General features: G+C 35.6%; 18 protein-coding genes. 2 read left to right on the forward strand and 16 right to left on the reverse strand.

The annotated features are described in order from the left end of the window. The 8 genes from GJV85_RS11745 to GJV85_RS11780 form a co-directional block, all read right to left on the reverse strand. The gene (locus GJV85_RS11745) at positions 1-1,242 is read right to left on the reverse strand and encodes an LL-diaminopimelate aminotransferase (protein WP_207561570.1); all 1,242 of its coding nucleotides are present in this window, start codon (positions 1,240-1,242) and stop codon (positions 1-3) included. Positions 1,243-1,312: 70 nt separating this feature from the next. After that, complete coding sequence (locus tag GJV85_RS11750) at positions 1,313-2,170, reverse strand: hypothetical protein (protein WP_207561571.1); 858 nt, start codon at positions 2,168-2,170, stop codon at positions 1,313-1,315. Beyond that, positions 2,164-3,021 (reverse strand): hypothetical protein, encoded by an 858-nt coding sequence (locus GJV85_RS11755; RefSeq protein ID WP_207561572.1) that lies wholly within the window; start codon positions 3,019-3,021, stop codon positions 2,164-2,166. Before GJV85_RS11755 ends, GJV85_RS11750 begins: the two co-directional genes overlap by 7 nt. Further along, a complete protein-coding gene (gene rlmB, locus GJV85_RS11760) occupies positions 3,021-3,698 on the reverse strand; it encodes a 23S rRNA (guanosine(2251)-2'-O)-methyltransferase RlmB (RefSeq protein ID WP_207561573.1) in 678 nt (225 codons plus the stop codon). Before rlmB ends, GJV85_RS11755 begins: the two co-directional genes overlap by 1 nt. Before the next feature lie 61 nt (positions 3,699-3,759). After that, complete coding sequence (gene rsmI / locus GJV85_RS11765; RefSeq protein ID WP_207561574.1) at positions 3,760-4,575, reverse strand: 16S rRNA (cytidine(1402)-2'-O)-methyltransferase; 816 nt, start codon at positions 4,573-4,575, stop codon at positions 3,760-3,762. A gap of 12 nt (positions 4,576-4,587) precedes the next feature. Further along, on the reverse strand, positions 4,588-4,788 hold the full coding sequence (rpmE, locus tag GJV85_RS11770; protein WP_207561575.1) for a 50S ribosomal protein L31: 201 nt from the start codon (positions 4,786-4,788) through the stop codon (positions 4,588-4,590). A gap of 111 nt (positions 4,789-4,899) precedes the next feature. Then, a complete protein-coding gene (locus GJV85_RS11775; protein WP_207561576.1) occupies positions 4,900-5,586 on the reverse strand; it encodes a 16S rRNA (uracil(1498)-N(3))-methyltransferase in 687 nt (228 codons plus the stop codon). Next, positions 5,568-5,972: a hypothetical protein gene (locus GJV85_RS11780; RefSeq protein WP_207561577.1), complete on the reverse strand. Its 405-nt coding sequence runs from the start codon at positions 5,970-5,972 to the stop codon at positions 5,568-5,570. Before GJV85_RS11780 ends, GJV85_RS11775 begins: the two co-directional genes overlap by 19 nt. Before the next feature lie 57 nt (positions 5,973-6,029). On the opposite strand from GJV85_RS11780, the gene GJV85_RS11785 reads away from it, so the two are divergent. Continuing rightward, a complete protein-coding gene (locus GJV85_RS11785; RefSeq protein ID WP_207561578.1) occupies positions 6,030-7,247 on the forward strand; it encodes a molybdopterin molybdotransferase MoeA in 1,218 nt (405 codons plus the stop codon). Here the strand turns inward: GJV85_RS11785 and GJV85_RS11790 are convergent. The 4 genes from GJV85_RS11790 to moaA form a co-directional block, all read right to left on the reverse strand. Further along, a complete protein-coding gene (locus GJV85_RS11790; protein ID WP_207561579.1) occupies positions 7,237-8,964 on the reverse strand; it encodes an ArnT family glycosyltransferase in 1,728 nt (575 codons plus the stop codon). The two genes, GJV85_RS11785 and GJV85_RS11790, sit on opposite strands and share 11 nt — an antisense overlap. Before the next feature lie 7 nt (positions 8,965-8,971). After that, positions 8,972-9,553 (reverse strand): 6-pyruvoyl trahydropterin synthase family protein, encoded by a 582-nt coding sequence (locus GJV85_RS11795; RefSeq protein ID WP_207561580.1) that lies wholly within the window; start codon positions 9,551-9,553, stop codon positions 8,972-8,974. 102 nt (positions 9,554-9,655) lie between these two features. Further along, positions 9,656-10,414: a 7-carboxy-7-deazaguanine synthase QueE gene (locus GJV85_RS11800; RefSeq protein WP_207561581.1), complete on the reverse strand. Its 759-nt coding sequence runs from the start codon at positions 10,412-10,414 to the stop codon at positions 9,656-9,658. 103 nt (positions 10,415-10,517) lie between these two features. Continuing rightward, entirely contained in the window at positions 10,518-11,483 is a 966-nt protein-coding gene (moaA, locus tag GJV85_RS11805; RefSeq protein WP_207561582.1) for a GTP 3',8-cyclase MoaA, read from the reverse strand. Between the two features lie 152 nt (positions 11,484-11,635). Between moaA and GJV85_RS11810 the strand changes: the two genes are divergently transcribed. Beyond that, positions 11,636-12,097 carry an RDD family protein gene (locus GJV85_RS11810; RefSeq protein WP_207561583.1) on the forward strand — a complete coding sequence of 154 codons (462 nt, stop codon included), beginning with the start codon at positions 11,636-11,638 and terminating at the stop codon, positions 12,095-12,097. 50 nt (positions 12,098-12,147) lie between these two features. Here the strand turns inward: GJV85_RS11810 and GJV85_RS11815 are convergent, their stop codons facing one another. The 4 genes from GJV85_RS11815 to petA form a co-directional block, all read right to left on the reverse strand. After that, positions 12,148-12,999 carry a hypothetical protein gene (locus GJV85_RS11815; RefSeq protein WP_207561584.1) on the reverse strand — a complete coding sequence of 284 codons (852 nt, stop codon included), beginning with the start codon at positions 12,997-12,999 and terminating at the stop codon, positions 12,148-12,150. A 222-nt stretch (positions 13,000-13,221) separates the two neighbouring features. Next, positions 13,222-14,163, reverse strand: a complete 942-nt coding sequence (locus GJV85_RS11820) for a c-type cytochrome (RefSeq protein ID WP_207561585.1) — start codon at positions 14,161-14,163, stop codon at positions 13,222-13,224. A gap of 10 nt (positions 14,164-14,173) precedes the next feature. Next, a complete protein-coding gene (locus GJV85_RS11825) occupies positions 14,174-15,388 on the reverse strand; it encodes a cytochrome b (RefSeq protein ID WP_207561586.1) in 1,215 nt (404 codons plus the stop codon). 10 nt (positions 15,389-15,398) lie between these two features. Beyond that, positions 15,399-15,923, reverse strand: coding sequence for a ubiquinol-cytochrome c reductase iron-sulfur subunit (gene petA / locus GJV85_RS11830; protein WP_207561587.1), 525 nt, complete (start codon positions 15,921-15,923; stop codon positions 15,399-15,401). Positions 15,924-15,975 lie beyond the last annotated feature (52 nt).

Raw genomic sequence — 15,975 nt, forward strand, 5'->3', positions numbered from 1 at the left:
CTATTTTCCCTCTACTTCTGAGTGCTTCTCTTCACTTTGAAACTGTTTTAAAAACTCTTTAATATTTCTTGCTGCTTGACGGATACGGTTGTCGTTTTCTATAAGAGCTATACGAACGTATCCCTCACCATACTCGCCAAATCCGATACCAGGAGCAACAGCTACACCAGCCTCTGTAAGTAAACGCTTTGAAAATTCTAAAGAACCAAGATGCTCTACACATTCAGGCATTTTTGCCCATGAAAACATACTCGCTTCATTTTTTTCTATATGCCAACCAGCTCTATCAAAAGCTTCTATAAGAACCTCTTGACGATGATTATATTTGTCAGTGATATCTCTTACACACTGTTGATCACCATTAAGTGCTACAGTAGCGGCAACTTGAATAGGTGTAAACATACCGTAGTCTAACCATGACTTCATTTTTTGAAGTGCACCTATAAGCTTAGGATTTCCAACAAAGAAACCAACACGCCAGCCAGCCATGTTATAACTTTTAGAGAGTGTAAATGACTCAACTGCAACATCTTTTGCCCCAGGAACCGACATGATAGATGGAGTCTTATAGCCATCAAAAGTGATATCACCATAAGCAATATCTGAGATGATGTAAAACCTTTTCTTTTTAGCCATTGCAACAAGTTTCACATAAAACTCTGGCGTTACCGTTGCTGTAGTTGGATTATGAGGGAAGTTCACTAAAACATACTTTGGTTTTGGAGATGACTCCATAAAAACACGATTTAGATTTTCAAAAAAATGATCTTCATCAATACGATACTTCTCATCAAACTTGATACCAAACTTTACAACATTTCCACCCGCTAAGATGAAAGAGAACTCATGAATTGGGTAAGTAGGATCTGGAACAACAGCTACATCACCTGGGTTAGTTATGGCATATGTCAAGTGAGCATAACCCTCTTTAGAACCCATAGTTGCAACACATTCTGTCTCAGGGTCTAGTACACAGTCATAACGTCTCTCATACCAGTCTGCGATAGCTTTTAGGAGTTTAGGAATACCTTTAGATGTAGAGTATCCATGTGTTTTTGTCTTCTGGGCTGACTCAATAAGTTTCTCACGAATGTGTTCTGGAGTATCTCCATCAGGATTTCCCATAGAGAAATCTATAACATCTTTTCCTGCACGACGCTCTGACATTTTAATATCATTTACTTCTGCAAATACGTACTTTGGAAGCCTTTCTACTCTATTAAATCTTATCTCATCAAACATTTCTAATCCCTAGTAAATTATTAATGCTATTTTATCTAAAAATATTTAGAATAAGATAATGTTTTAGAAGTTATTTAACCTCAATTGGATAAACAACAAGCTCGTCTTTGATATTTTTCAGAGTATATAAATCACCTACTTTTATATATTTAGTAGTTTGTGGAATGTTTAATCGTATTGACTTATGTATAGTTTCTTTTTTAACCACTTTAAGTAGATGAAGCGACGCGTCATAATATGCAATATCAGGGTACCATCTATTTCGCCTAGAACTTTGAATTTCTAAGCTTGCAACTTCAGATACGTCTAACCAATGTACGTATATCGAGTGCTTTAGAGTTAAACTCTCTTTTGCATCAACTTTAGTAACATTTAAGTAACCCCCAACCATATCGACTATATATGTCCACTCAACTTGCGAGTTTCTTTGCAGGTCTATTATTTTACATCCAGATTTTGCTAACTCTTGTTGTAGAATTAAGGGATCCGTTACATACTCTGACATAAGATTAATATTCCATGTAAACTCTGAAGCATCAAGATTTGATGCTACAGTAACATAACGATAATAGCCTATATTTCTTAGTGTATCTTCCATTATTTTTACAAAGAAAAGAGGTGACCCACTTGTTTTGAAGTTAAGTCTAAGCTCCCTTGGTGATTTAAAAAATAGCTCGAGTAACCCATTCTCTTTTAGTGTTTGAACAACCTTAACACTATCTACTCTGTTGTTTACATAAAAAGAGCTTTTTGGCTCAAAAATTACATTTATAAACTCTTGGTTTTCATCATACGTAGCTTTGTCTAAAAAACTTTTAACCTTTTTTGTGAGTGGGTCATCTTCAACGATAACCTCTTCTAAAAAATCTATCTCATTTGAATAAGAGAAGCTAAAAGTAAGGAAAAAACAGATCAGTAACCTTACCATTTACGGCCTCTGTTTAATCTCTTAAACATTTTAATGCTAATTGCTTTTAGCTCTCCATCACGATATGAAAAACGTTTGTTTCCAGTAGAGTTAAAACTCTGTTTCTCTCCATCTACATATATATCTATAAAGCTATGACCAAAAAGAAGTAGCCAATCTTCATTAGGGTCCAAATCAAATTCACCTTTAAAAATTTTTTGGTTTTTCTTATTTGTTTTGATATTAATATAACCAAACCAAACTTTCTTACTGCTCTTGATTTTGAAAGATTTTTCTAGCTCTACAGCCTCTTGCATCTCTTCTACAGCACTATTTTCATTAGTGACTTCAAGAAACTCTGTAGCATTAGTTTCTGCAATAGCCTCAACACTATTCTCTTGCATAGTTTTCTCTTGAAGTTGAGTCGAATTCTCATCACCAGTAACCGTTGTAGTAACTGTCTCCTCTTCTATCTCACTATTATCTGTTATAGCTTTTTCAACTAAAGGAGTTTCTATTTTCTCATTGTTAGTTAGTATGCCTGAACTGTAAAAGTAAACACCTACGATAAGAAGAAGAACTATAAAATATATTGTGATTTTATTTTTATTCCCTTTTTTAGGGGCCATAAGATTAGTCTCTTTTTCTACAGTTTTTATTTCATTAAAGTATTTTAAACCAGCTGCTTTTAGTAGTGGCAATTCCTTTGCATACTCTCTTTCAAGTATGGATATAAAACCTAAAAACTGTACTTTTGCAAACCCTTCGAAGCTTCCATGAATTAAAGCTTGAATATGTTCAAGAGGAATATGTGTATCTTCATATATCTTCTGTGCACCTAGATTTTTTAAATCCTCTAACTCTTCATTCATTATCTCATCCTATCCATCAAAATAGCACCTGCTACACTCACATTTAGTGAGTCAAATTCATGAGCCATTTTTATACTTACTGCACAGTCAAGCTTTGAGACTACACGAGAAGTAAGTCCCTCTCCCTCGCTTCCTAAAACTAGTACTTTTTTTCTATCAATTCGAGTCTCTTTTATATCCATTCCACTCATATCTGCACCATAAATTGTAAACCCTGACATCTTCATATCATTTAAAACATCATGTATATTATTTTCTATTGCAAAAGGCATATCGTACAATGCACCCGTACTTGTTCTCAAAATAGTCTCCATTGGAAGCTGTTTTACTCCACAAGCGATAATTGCATCAACACCAAAGGCATAAGCACTTCTAACAAGCGCTCCAATATTACCAACATCAGTAAGCCCTGAGAGAATCAGAACAAACTTTTTTTCAAAAAAGAAGTCATAAGGCTGGAGTTTATAATCATCGACTTCAGCTAAAAAACCCTGATGAGAAGCATTTTTACACATTTTTTGTGCTGCCTCATTAGGTATACGTTTGATCTCAAAACCCATTTTCATAAGACGTGAGTACTCTTTTTTTTCTAGTTCTTTTGCTAGATAGAGTGTCTTGATTTTATTTGGATAATTTTCTATAAGGTAGTAAATTGGTTGTTTTGCATAAATTAACATAGAGGTATTTTAGCTAAAAAAAGCGTTACATTTGCAAGTTAGATAAAAAAACTTATATAAACTATAGTTGAAGCAGTCTTTGATAGCAAGCTTTTGTATTTTCGCCCGTGATTTTACTGATGAGTTTAGCCTGCGTTTTCTTTGGTAAATCCAATTCCAGTATATCTTTTTGACTTATTGCGGAGTCTGCTTGAGCTTCGCCGCTACTGAGTACTACAACCCACTCACCACGAAAGTTTCCACTAAGTTCATCTAGAGCTTCTCTAGCGGTTCCTCTAAAGTATTTTTGATACTTCTTCGTCAACTCTTTTGCAAGAAATATCTCGCGGTTAGGCTCTTCTTCTTCTATCTCTAAAAGTAGTTTTTCTAAACGATGAGGAGATTCATAGAGTATGGTAAAAAAGCCATTGTGTAAGGCTTTTTGCAGTCCAGCTGAACGCGAACTTCCCTTATGGTCTAAAAATCCAAAAAAGAGCATCTGAGTCTCGCCAAATCCACTTGCTACAAATGCAGTTAGCAGAGCGTTTGCGCCAGGAAGTACGTCATAAGCGATACCGTTTTTTATACAGTATGAGACTAAAAGCTGTCCAGGATCACTTATGCCTGGCATTCCAGCATCGCTTGCATAAACAATATTTTGCTCAAAAAAAGATGGTTCTAGTTTTTCAACAAAAGATTTTTCATTGTGTGAATGTAGAGATATAAACTCTTGATTTTCTTTAAAAGTAGTGTTGTATCGCTCTTTTAAAATATGAATAAGTTTTTTTGTAACGCGAGTATCTTCGCAGAGGAGTATATCAGCCTCACTCAAAGCTTCAATAGCTCTAAGTGAGATGTCGCCTATGTTACCAATCGGAGTTGGAACTAGACTAAGCAAGAAAAATCTTGACTATTTTTTAGCGTAACGTGCGTTAAACTTCTCGATACGACCAGCAGTATCTACCATTCTCTCAGAACCTGTAAAGAATGGGTGACACTCATTACAAATGTCAATTTTAAGCGTATCTTGAGCCGCTTTGTTCTCAAATGAGTTACCACAAGCACATGTTACAGTACAAGTTACGAAGTTAGGGTGTAGTTCTTTTTTCATTTTTTTGCCTTTTGCATCGCGTCTCGGTGCGCAATGCTATATATTTTTTAAATCCGTATGGGTGCAGATTTTTGAACTGAAATTATATCTAAATAATTCTTAAAGCTAAAGCTAGAGTAAAATCTTACTTGCCACCGCCATAACGGCAGACTCAGAACGAAGAACCATCGCAGAGTTTAGTCTAAATACCTCTTGCGTTTTAAGTAACTCTTTTTCATCTTTAGAAAAGCCGCCTTCACACCCTATAAGTACTCTTTTAAAGTCGCTATCTCCTTTTAATGTTTTGTCTGTAAAGTCAAAAACTTTTGTATCGGGAAACTCTTTTATAAATTCTTTTATATTTTTGTAAGCATCAAATTCCATAATTGAAGTTCTTCCACTCTGCTGCATAGAAGCTTCCACAATTCTATCGAGGCGTTTAAAATCTAACTTGAAGTTCTTTTGAGAGCGTTCACAAGAGATAAAAGAGATTCTACTTACTCCTATCTCACAAAGTGAAGGAAGCACTTTTTCTATAGACTTAGATTCTATAACGCACCAAGCTACATGAAGCTCTTTTTCACTTTTTACCTCATGAGTCTCTGATGAGACCAATCTAAGTTCGACTGAACGTCCATCTAGCTCATTTATCTCATAATTATAAAGTGTTTTTATATCTTCTTTTGCTCTTATGGAGATCTTATCACCCTCTTTATGTCGGCGAACTTTTATAAGATACTTGTACAGTTCCCCTTTTAATGTTAAACTCTCTTTGCCTGCATTATCGTCAAATATATATATCAAATCAACCACATCCATAAAGAGATAAGTAGCGTTAAAATAAATTCAACTTGTAAAATTCTACGAGCAAATGGTCTATATGCGTCAAAAGCTCGCTCTTTAGTTTCATTCATATGTTGTAAAGACTTTATGCGCTTAAACTCTAAAACCATATAGATAAGTGAGATAATTATCATCACAATATTTTCTAATGTAAAATCTAAATGCTTTGCCGCCATCATAATAATACCTGTAAAAACAAGAATTCCAAATAGAGTTAAAGTGAGAGGAATCAAAAAAATGCTCATCAATCTTTTGTATTTTTTCAACTCATTTGTAGATATTAAAAGAAAAAGATTCAAAAAAATAACCGCCAAAACAGCTATCGCACCGACGCTATGTAGGGATAAGCCCAAACTATACATTTCATTCATAACGAAATTATATTATAATATGTCCAACTAAACAAAGGCTTCAATAAAATGTCAGTTAGCGTAGAACAAGCACTCGAACTTATTTATACAAATACAAGTAAAAAGTCCCTAAAAATTTTGCCCATTGAGCATGCTCTTGGCTCAATCCTTGCCGAAGACGTCTATGCTACTCACAACCTCCCTCCTTTTGACAACTCTGCTATGGATGGCTATGCGGTAAAGATTGAAGACTCAAATAAAATAGTAAACGTTAATGCGACTATCTTTGCGGGAGACAACTTCAACGGTGAGCTTCAATCGGCTCACGCCATAAAAATAATGACTGGGGCTAGGATTCCTATGGGAACTCAGACTATTGTTCCCATAGAAGATATTATCCATCAAGAAAACGGCATCAAACTTCCTGATAATCTCACAATGAGTAAACATATTAGATTAGCGGGTGAAGACATTAAAAAAGGGGAGAAACTTCTCTGCGTTGGTGATAAAATTGATGCTCATCAAATGACCCTTTTAACTTCTCAAGGCATAACTCATATAAAGGTCTATAAAAAACCAAGAGTAGCGCTCTTTGCCTCGGGAAATGAGCTGAAGATGCATTTTGAAAACGTTACTGACTATCAACTTTATAATACAAATACACCTACCCTACTTTCACGAACTTTAGAGCTAGGCTGTGAGGTAGAGTTTATAGGTACAGCACAGGATACTCTTGAAGATATACATACTCATATAAAGAGTGCTCTAGAGTGTGACTTCATCATTACAAGCGGTGGTGTAAGTGTTGGCGATGCGGACTTTACCAAAGAGGCTTTTGGAGAGTTTGGATATAACATCCTCTTTGACAAGGTGGAGATTAAACCAGGTAAACCAACAACATTTGGCAAAATTGGTAGTACCGTAGTCTTAAATCTTCCAGGAAATCCTTTAGCCGCCGCTCTTAACTTTGAGCTTTTTGGTCGCAGTATTATCTATGCTCTAAGTGGAGCAAAGTCGAAGTTTATAAACACCATAAATGCCAAGATGAAAAGTAAGTATAAATTAAGAGCTGGTAGAAGGAGTCTAATACCTGGTTTTTTTGATGGAGAGTACTTTACAATCTGTGAGCAGTTCTCTCCTGGAATGATATCTCCACTCGCTTATGCAAATGCTTTTATAATGGTAGATGAGAGTTGTGAAATACTTGAACCAGAGAGTCCAGTTAAAATAATAAGTACTAAATTTAGCTTTAGTATGCAAAAGCCAAAGAGTCTAATTACTCTTTAGGCTCTTTGAGTTTGAGTATATAAAAATTTCTCTGTATATCGGTTATATCTTTAGATTTCCAGTACTTCAAAAACATACTCTCCCCATTTGGTCCTTTTCCATGCGTTAACCAGCGTTTCCATATAAAAACGTCAAAATCTTCAAGCTTCATATCATCTGGTAGTTTCTCTTTAAACTCAGAGTATCGATTCTCTCCGGGAATAATAAGAGAGTTGCCTTCTCTTAAAAAAGTAAAAAGTTTCTCCTGCGTATGAAGACCCACTACGTCATGTCCAAGCCAAGTGTTAAGAGAACCATATTCATTCCAGTAACTCTTGTGAAGATTGTAATCTCCTAGAGCTTTAGTGATGTTATTTTTCTTTATATACTCTTTTGCAGGGAGCATCTCTGCCTTACCTATCATTCTCATTGTAAAACCAAGCGTTAAAAAGAGTGGTATAAATGCCACAACCAAAAGTACAGGACCTCTTCTAGCTACATTTTTACTCTCATAAAAGATAAATCCTAAAGTAAAAACAAAACTAAATAGCGCTAGAGGGAAAAGTATCTCTGGCCACCACTCAGGCATAGGCGACAGGTGAAGATACAGTGCAACAATCACTAATGGAACTATGCTCAGCACGATCGCACTTAAACGCATCATCCAAACATAAACATCTTCATACTGTTTTACATAAGCTCTCCAGTAGAGATAGGCTATGAGAAGTGTAGCACTCACAGCTGGCAATGCATAAATATCTCCACGATATGGATGGATAGTAAAAAATGCCAAAGTTGGGAGGAGAATACTAAATGCCAACTTTATAAGCTTCATCTCTTTAGCATTTAAAATACGGGCTTCCATGCTAAATATCGTCTTTAATGCTATAAGGTAAGAAAAGACTGCTGCAAACATCCAAGGTGCGACAAAATATGTAAAGATCGGGAAAAAGGCTTCAGTCCAAGGAACACCATTCGCACCCTTACTCATAGACTCTTTGATTATATATTTCTCTATAAAAACTTCACCATCGTAGATCAGTATAGGTATATATGCCGCAAAACCAATCAAGATACCGATAAAGAGAGATATCCATGTATTTTTATCTAGCACTCTCTCTTTAATCTGCAGAGTAATTACCCAGTAAACTAATACACTAAAGCCTAAAAAGACACTATATGCAGGGGATTTAAACCAACCTGTCATACCTATAAAAGCCCAAAGTAAGATATTTATAAAGAGTCTGTTATCATAATCAAGACGATGTAAAAGGTACATGACAATAGCATAAAATATCACTAGTTCAGCTTCCATCTGAGAAGCGAACATATGCGAGTAGAGTCCGATACTTACAGAAAAACTTGAAGCGTAAAAAAGTCCCCAAGATTTGTCATCTAACTCTTTTACAAACATCTTATACAGAAGTAAAGTAGCTGCTATAAGGCCAAAAAAGTTCATATATACAGTTGCAAACATACTATTTGTGCCAAAGAGAAAAAAGCCGATTTTTAAAAAGATAAGATGAAGAGGACCTTTGTAGTAGTCTGGCTCGTCAAATAGAGTTTGCATAAACCAATGCCCATCACGTTGCATCTCAAGTGCCTGCGCTACATAAGTTTTTTCATCACCTGTTGTACGAAGAAGCATATCGAGTTGGAAGTATAGATAGACTATAGATATTATAAGTACAAGTGTAGTCTGTGGATATTTTAAAAGGAGTTCTCTAAGTTTATTCATACTTGAGTTATACACTTAAAGGGTTTAAAAACTTTTCACCGCGTTTCATCTTTTCAAAGAGTTCACTATCTGCCCACTCCTCTTTAACGTCTTGAGAAAAAACTATATCTTCAAGAGCTATAGTGCCCATCTGTTTACTATATGCATCATCCACAAAACACTGTGCGTATCCCGTCTGCGTTTCATGCACTATAACACTTGAGAGCTTTACCTCTTTTTCGCCATTTACACTTGTAGTAAGTTGTAAAAGTTTATCTATCATCAAAAATATAACACGAGAAAACTGCTCAGCCGAAGGAGAAACTGGAAGTTCTACCCATCTAGCAGAGTGTTTTTTCATATCTTTAACGTACTCTGCGTTATCTCCACTCCAAATGGCAATAGCATGGTCAAAACTCTCAACAAGAGCTTTCATATTTTGCTTCATCAAGCCAAAGTCATAAACCATCTGACCATTATCTAAGAAGTTTGATTCAAAAAGGAGTTCTATTTTATAAGAGTGTCCATGAACCGAGCTTCTACATTTTTCGCTTGAGCATCCACGCACTATATGAGCATTTTCAAATTTAAAAAGTTTTCTGATTATCATTTTCTGATTCCTTGAAATTCAGTTACTTTATGGATCTGTTTTAGAGACCCAGAGCGAAGCGAGGATTCGTTCTCTAAAGCGGATCCATAAAGTAACTCAAAGCTATACACCCTTGTTTTGATCCCAAATCCGTATATGAAGCCTATCGCTAAAATTATACCCTTTAGCCTTGCAAAACTCAATAAGAGGCTCAGTATTTGCCTCCACTTCAGCCTTTGTCCCACCTAGTGGCATACAGTAGACTTCCGTTTTTAAAGAGTGAATGACTATGTTAGATATCTCCTCTTCTAAACCTAAGTGAATAGATTCAAAATCTATTGAGAACTTAAAAAACGCCTCTTTAGCGTTTGATGCCAAGTTATGTATAACAGCACCATTTACACGCTTAGATTCACTCTCATTTGAGTTTGAAAGTTTCACTGAAAGAGCAAAGACGCACTCTTTATAAACCGGATATTTTTCAAAATCTACATTTATGGAGCCATTTGTCTCAAAGGTGATTCTGTGTCCATTCTTTACAAGAGTCTCTAAAAACGTAACAAAGACTTCATCATTTGCATATATGAGAGGCTCTCCACCTGTAAGTACTATGTCGACTGCTCCAGGAAGGTCGTAAAGATTTAAAATATTTAACAGCTCTGAGGCTTTTTCTACTGGAGCCCAAAGGTGCGAAAAGTTCTCTTTATTTACCGCATAGACAGTATCGCATCCTAAAACTTCAACGCCATTAGGCGCTTTTTCTTTGCAGCCAAAGCCTTCACACTTCATATTACATCCACCAAAGCGAAAAAAAAGTGAAGGCGCGCCTACATGTTTTCCTTCACCTTGTATAGAGTAGAAGTGCTCCACTAAATAGAGCATATATGCTCCGTAAAAACTTTAGTTTTTGAGCCTACTGCTGAAGTAAACCTAGCGTTAATGTAGTTACTTGGACTTTGTTCAAGTAATGTCAAAATAAACATTCTCAGCCTCCAGTCTCGTAAAATGCACGAGATGATGACTCGTCGTCTTCTCCACCCCAGCGATTTTTCTCAGGTTTAGTTCTTACTACCTCTTTTAAAACAAGAGCAGCACCTTTAATGTCTCCGCGTTTAATAGACTCGCTGATACTCATAGCCTCGTCAAAATAGAGACATGGAATAAGATTTCCCTCAGCAGTCAGACGAATGCGATTACACTGCTTACAAAAGTCATCTGCATAAGGCTCGATAATGCCAAACCTATACCCATCGTTCATACGATAATAGTGTGAAGGAGAAGTTCCATCAAAACCTTCGTCTACAAACTCGTATTTCTCTCGCAGTATACTCAGGAGTTCATCTGACTTTAGTCCAGCTATCCCCTCTTTTGCATGTTTATTTTCCATATACTCTATAAAGCGAATGGACATACCTTTCTCTTTACAGTATTCAAGTACGTCTATAATCTCATCTGCGTTTACTGTCTTCATTGGAACCATGTTTACTTTTACTTTGAGTCCAACTTTAAGCGCTTCTTCAACGCCAGCTAAAACATTTTTAAGAACGTCTTTTCCTGCAATCTCTTGAGCAACGCTTGGTATGAGAGTGTCTATACTCACATTTATGCGCTTAAGTCCCGCGTCTTTGAGTCTCTGCGCCGTACCTTTTAAAAGAAACGCGTTTGTAGTCATAGCAAGGTCAATTGATGGCTCGTAATCATAAATCATCTTAATGAATTTATCTAGATCCTCACGAAGTAGCGGTTCACCACCTGTGATACGAATCTTTTTAATGCCCTCGTCAATTGCGACTTTCATAAACTCAAAAAGCTCTTCAAAAGAGAGTAAGTTCTCTTTTGGAACCCATGAAAAGGGTTTTTCTGGCATACAGTATTGACATCTAAAATTGCAGCGTTCTGTTACTGAAACACGTAAGTAGTCTACGACTCTATCATAGCTATCAATTAACATATATTTCCCTGATTATTATTTATCTCGCAATTATATCCATTAGAGTTGAAAATATCTTGACTTAATTTAAGTAGTATTAGAGTTTATCTGTACATTCACATATTAGGCTTTCTTATTTTAAACTCTTTAACTTATTTTGTTATAATTCGGCCATGAGATTCCGCAAACTAAAACAGCAAACAAAACAGACAAAAGAGCCAGAACAACGCTATATATATGCATCTTATCCTTTAAAAGTAAAAGCTTTTATAGTAGATATGTTTATGATATATGCTCCCATACTTTATATAATTACATATGCATTTATGGATGGAAAAGATGAGTTTCAATCCTCCCAATTAGCTCCATTAATTGGCGTTAGTATCTACGGACTCATATACTCTACGTTACTGGCAAAAAATGGACAAACACCAGGGAAAAAAGCTTATGATATAAAAGTTGTAGATGATAAAAGTTTTGAAAATATTTCATTTTTAAGAGCTATTATGAGATTTATAGCATTTCTGTTTTCAGCAACCATCTTAATAGGTTTACTGGTTCCATTTTATAGAAAAGATAAAAAAGCCTTGCATGATGTTTTATGCTCAACTATTGAGATTGTTACAGAAGAGTAGAAATAGCTTGCCACTAAAGAAGTGGAAAGCTTTATATCTATCTAAATTTATTAATAAGTAAATATATATCTTACAATTGTTTCAACACCAGCTTCATCATTTTTTTGACTAAAAACGGATGAAAGATTAAATGTGTCATTATCTGAAAATATCCCTTTAAAAATCACATCAAAACCATATATTGGATCTATACTAGACATATAACCACCTACTTCTACATCTGAATCTAATGATGTACTCTTATTTGTATAGTTATTAACATCTAATGCTAAAAAAGTCGATGCTCCAACAAATCCAGATAATCCAAAGTTTGAAATAGGATAAAATGTTCCACTAAGTACTGTACTAGGCTTTACTCCTACTCCATAACTTGTTTCATCGTAGGCATAATTTAGGCCATTGTTATTATTAACAGAAAAGTCACCGCTTAATGTGTATGCGATTGCATGTAAAGCTGTTGAATTTTTCAATTTAAACATATCACCATCATATATATTTACACTAAAAGATGGTCTAATTCCCAAATAAAATCCATTTTTTTCATAACTATTATTATATATGTTTCCACTATCTGTAAATCGCCCATTCTTAAGCTTACTATCAATAACACCTGCAGTATATGAAAGTTCAAACATCTTTCCTATCATAGTGCTTGTATTAGCAGGAAGAGTTACTATTATCCCTTTATTATCATAATCAACATCACCTATTTTATCTTCAAAATAAGCATCTTCCAATGATAGTTTAACATTAAACTGAATATAACCAATACCAATCTGATTCTCGTTCATTTCAAACACTTCAATTGGTGTACTAGAAGGTAAATCCATCCCCTTGTCTTTTGCCATTAACGATGTCAACATCAATATAGATGCAAATACCAACTTCATTATCTTATTCATTTTAAACTCCTAATATTATCTTAGCCTTTAAAAATTATATTAATGGCTTATAACTATTATAGCTATTCATTAATTCATATAAAATAAAGTATATTAAATATTACTAGATTAGAGAGAAGTAAACTGTATGATTATATATCTGTAAAGAAGAAGAATGGCAGTAAAATAAAAATTAAACTACCATTAAAAGAGAAAAGAAACTCTTTTCTCTTATTGTATTATTTAGTGAAGATCTCTCCAAACTTGTTTTTTCCATAACAGTGCAAGTATCGCAAATATAACAATATAAATCATTACATTTCTACCAACTTCTGCACGTTCATGGCGTTTAGTATCTCCAGCGTCTAGTAGGTACTCAACAACTTTCTCAGCTGCATGAGCATTTACACCAACGCGAGGCATAGCGGTACCAGGTAAATAGTTCTGTGGATTTTCCACGAATGTGCTTACATAGTGCTCTCCGCGAGAACGGATATACATACTTAAGTCTGGTGGTAATGAACCCATATAAGCTTTAAGTGAATCTTTATAATCTAAGACTTGAATGTCAAACGCCAACTCATCTCTTTTATGTTTAAACGTAGGTTTAGTACCTATCTGAGTCCAGTTTTCATATCTAACTTCATGACATCTTCCACAAGCGTTCTCAAACGCTATCTCAGGAGTTAAATCTTCAGCTTTAACGGCAATGGACTGAAGGTAAGCAACCATATCTGCTACTTCTTGGTCTATATCTCCACCTGCTCCATAAAATGCCACCATTGGATGCATTTGACCTTGATTAACGTCAAACTTGTGCTCAACATTCAGAGCATGTGCAGGATTTTTGATTAGGTTCGCTAAGAACTTTGCATCATATACTGCACCGGCGTTACTTAAATCAGGAGGATTAACACCATAAGAAGCTGCTGCGGTAGTTGCATCCATAGAAGCTGGCATACCTTCAACTTCTATAGAGTGACATCCAGCACAAGCACCAGCGCCCATAACTAAATCTTTACCATTAGCCACATTGCCAGTTTTAGTGATAGCAGGCAGATCAGCATAAGCAAAAGCTTCACTCTCAATATGTTTATGCATCTGTGAGTGAGCAAATGGCTCAACAAGATAATAAGTTACAAGAGTAAAAACTGTTACGACTACTAATATTAATAATTCTTTCATTCTCTTCTCCTTATATCTTTTTTTCAAATTTTGTGATGATCGGAAGCGCTATCCATAAAAGGATAAACGCTATCGCCGCTACAAAACCTATCGTGCTAAATATTCCCTCAGGAGGGAGTTTACCCATAGCTGTCAGTACTATCATATCTACAAGCATAGCCCAGAACCAGTACTTAAACAGCCCTCTACGAGATGCTGGAACTGTGTTTGGACTTCTGTCTAAAAATGGGAGTCCTATAAAGATAACTTGAGCAAAACCAAACGCTATAAGACCAACGTCAACAGAGAAAGGACGAAGAATCTCATAAGACCACAAGAAGTACCACTCAGGGTAGATATGTGCTGGAGTCTTAAGCCCGTCTGCTGGATCAAAGTTTACAGGGTCCATTGCAAAACCATAATTATAAAATACAAGGTAGAAAAAGAAAACAAGGTAAACGCCAACAACCATCATATCCTTAGACATAAAATCATTTGCGAATCTAATAACTTTTGAACCGGCTTTATCACCTGCTAAATACTTTTTACTCTCAACATCAAAATCAATCTCGTCACCATCTTGATTGTTAACATGAGGTATACGAAGAGCTGCAAAATGAAGCCCAATAAGACCCATAATAGCTAATGGTAGTAGAAGTACATGAAGCATAAAGAATCTCGTTAAGAACGCTTGAGCGGGAACGTAATCCCCACGAATCCACTCTACTAAAAAGTCTGCATGCAGAGAACCACCAGAAAATAGATTGGTTATAACCATACCAGCCCAGTAAGACATCTGACCCCATGGAAGCATATAACCTGAAAACGCTTCAGCAGAGAAAGTTACAAAAAGAAGCATTCCAGAGATCCAAATCATCTCACGTCCCTTTTTATATGAACCATAGTATATACCTGTAAACATATGTATGTAGATTATTAAAAACACTACTGACGCAGCTACACCATGTACATGTCTCCATAACCAACCAAAGTCTACTTCTCTCATAATTGTGTAGTTTACACTATCAAACGCAGTTGCTACATTTGGTTGGTAGTACATCAAAAGAAATATTCCAGAGACTAAAAGAAGTACGAAGGTCATTACAAGAACCATTCCCATTGCCCATAAAAAGTTAATATTTTTCGGAATCCAATACTCCGACATCATTACCTTTTCTACTTTTTCGATTGCTAAACGCTGGTTCAACCAATCTTTAATACTTGTCGCTTTTGTAAAATTTGCCATTCTTTCCCTTTTAAAGCGTTATGCCAGTGTCTTTCATAGCTTGATACTCAGGTCCAACTTCGCCAAGTACTAACTTATTGCCATCTATTTTAAACGGAGGAATATCTAGGCCACGAGGAGGTGGAACTTTTGTTACTGCACCAGAGAAGTCAAACTGACCACCATGACATGCACATAAAAAGTCTTCTGTACTTGGCTTGTATGCAGGTATACATCCTAAATGTGTACATAATCCAATAGCTATCATATAGTGAGAGCCATCTATCATTACGTCACGTTCTGCTTGTACTGGAGTTTGACTAGAAACCATTTTTGCAGTTTTTTTCAAAACAAAAATCGGCTTACCTCTCCATTTTTCTACTACTAACTCATTTTCTTTGTATGCAGACATATCTAGAGTTGTAAAACCTGCTGCTTTAACACTTGGAAGGGGATCCCAAGATTTTTTCATAGCATACAATGAAGCCACAGCGCCTACTGCTGCAAAGCCACCAAATGCCTTTCCCATAAAACCTCTACGGCTGCTATCTTTCATATTTACTCACTTCTTGTGAAATTTATGAGCCTATTATATACTATTAAATTTA

This window comes from Sulfurimonas aquatica, from assembly GCF_017357825.1.
Taxonomy (GTDB): Bacteria; Campylobacterota; Campylobacteria; order Campylobacterales; family Sulfurimonadaceae; genus Sulfurimonas; species Sulfurimonas aquatica.

Excerpts from the sequence above, each read along its gene's own strand:
- GJV85_RS11815 (WP_207561584.1), bottom strand. The coding sequence starts at position 12,999 with ATGAATAAGATAATGAAGTTGGTATTTGCATCTATATTGATGTTGACA.
- GJV85_RS11750 (WP_207561571.1), bottom strand. The coding sequence starts at position 2,170 with ATGGTAAGGTTACTGATCTGTTTTTTCCTTACTTTTAGCTTCTCTTAT.
- GJV85_RS11780 (WP_207561577.1), bottom strand. The coding sequence starts at position 5,972 with ATGTATAGTTTGGGCTTATCCCTACATAGCGTCGGTGCGATAGCTGTT.
- GJV85_RS11745 (WP_207561570.1), bottom strand. The coding sequence starts at position 1,242 with ATGTTTGATGAGATAAGATTTAATAGAGTAGAAAGGCTTCCAAAGTAC.
- GJV85_RS11790 (WP_207561579.1), bottom strand. The coding sequence starts at position 8,964 with ATGAATAAACTTAGAGAACTCCTTTTAAAATATCCACAGACTACACTT.
- GJV85_RS11785 (WP_207561578.1), top strand. The coding sequence starts at position 6,030 with ATGTCAGTTAGCGTAGAACAAGCACTCGAACTTATTTATACAAATACA.
- GJV85_RS11810 (WP_207561583.1), top strand. The coding sequence starts at position 11,636 with ATGAGATTCCGCAAACTAAAACAGCAAACAAAACAGACAAAAGAGCCA.
- GJV85_RS11795 (WP_207561580.1), bottom strand. The coding sequence starts at position 9,553 with ATGATAATCAGAAAACTTTTTAAATTTGAAAATGCTCATATAGTGCGT.
- GJV85_RS11755 (WP_207561572.1), bottom strand. The coding sequence starts at position 3,021 with ATGAATGAAGAGTTAGAGGATTTAAAAAATCTAGGTGCACAGAAGATA.
- moaA (WP_207561582.1), bottom strand. The coding sequence starts at position 11,483 with ATGTTAATTGATAGCTATGATAGAGTCGTAGACTACTTACGTGTTTCA.
- rpmE (WP_207561575.1), bottom strand. The coding sequence starts at position 4,788 with ATGAAAAAAGAACTACACCCTAACTTCGTAACTTGTACTGTAACATGT.
- GJV85_RS11775 (WP_207561576.1), bottom strand. The coding sequence starts at position 5,586 with ATGGATGTGGTTGATTTGATATATATATTTGACGATAATGCAGGCAAA.
- GJV85_RS11800 (WP_207561581.1), bottom strand. The coding sequence starts at position 10,414 with ATGCTCTATTTAGTGGAGCACTTCTACTCTATACAAGGTGAAGGAAAA.
- petA (WP_207561587.1), bottom strand. The coding sequence starts at position 15,923 with ATGAAAGATAGCAGCCGTAGAGGTTTTATGGGAAAGGCATTTGGTGGC.
- GJV85_RS11820 (WP_207561585.1), bottom strand. The coding sequence starts at position 14,163 with ATGAAAGAATTATTAATATTAGTAGTCGTAACAGTTTTTACTCTTGTA.
- GJV85_RS11825 (WP_207561586.1), bottom strand. The coding sequence starts at position 15,388 with ATGGCAAATTTTACAAAAGCGACAAGTATTAAAGATTGGTTGAACCAG.
- rlmB (WP_207561573.1), bottom strand. The coding sequence starts at position 3,698 with ATGTTAATTTATGCAAAACAACCAATTTACTACCTTATAGAAAATTAT.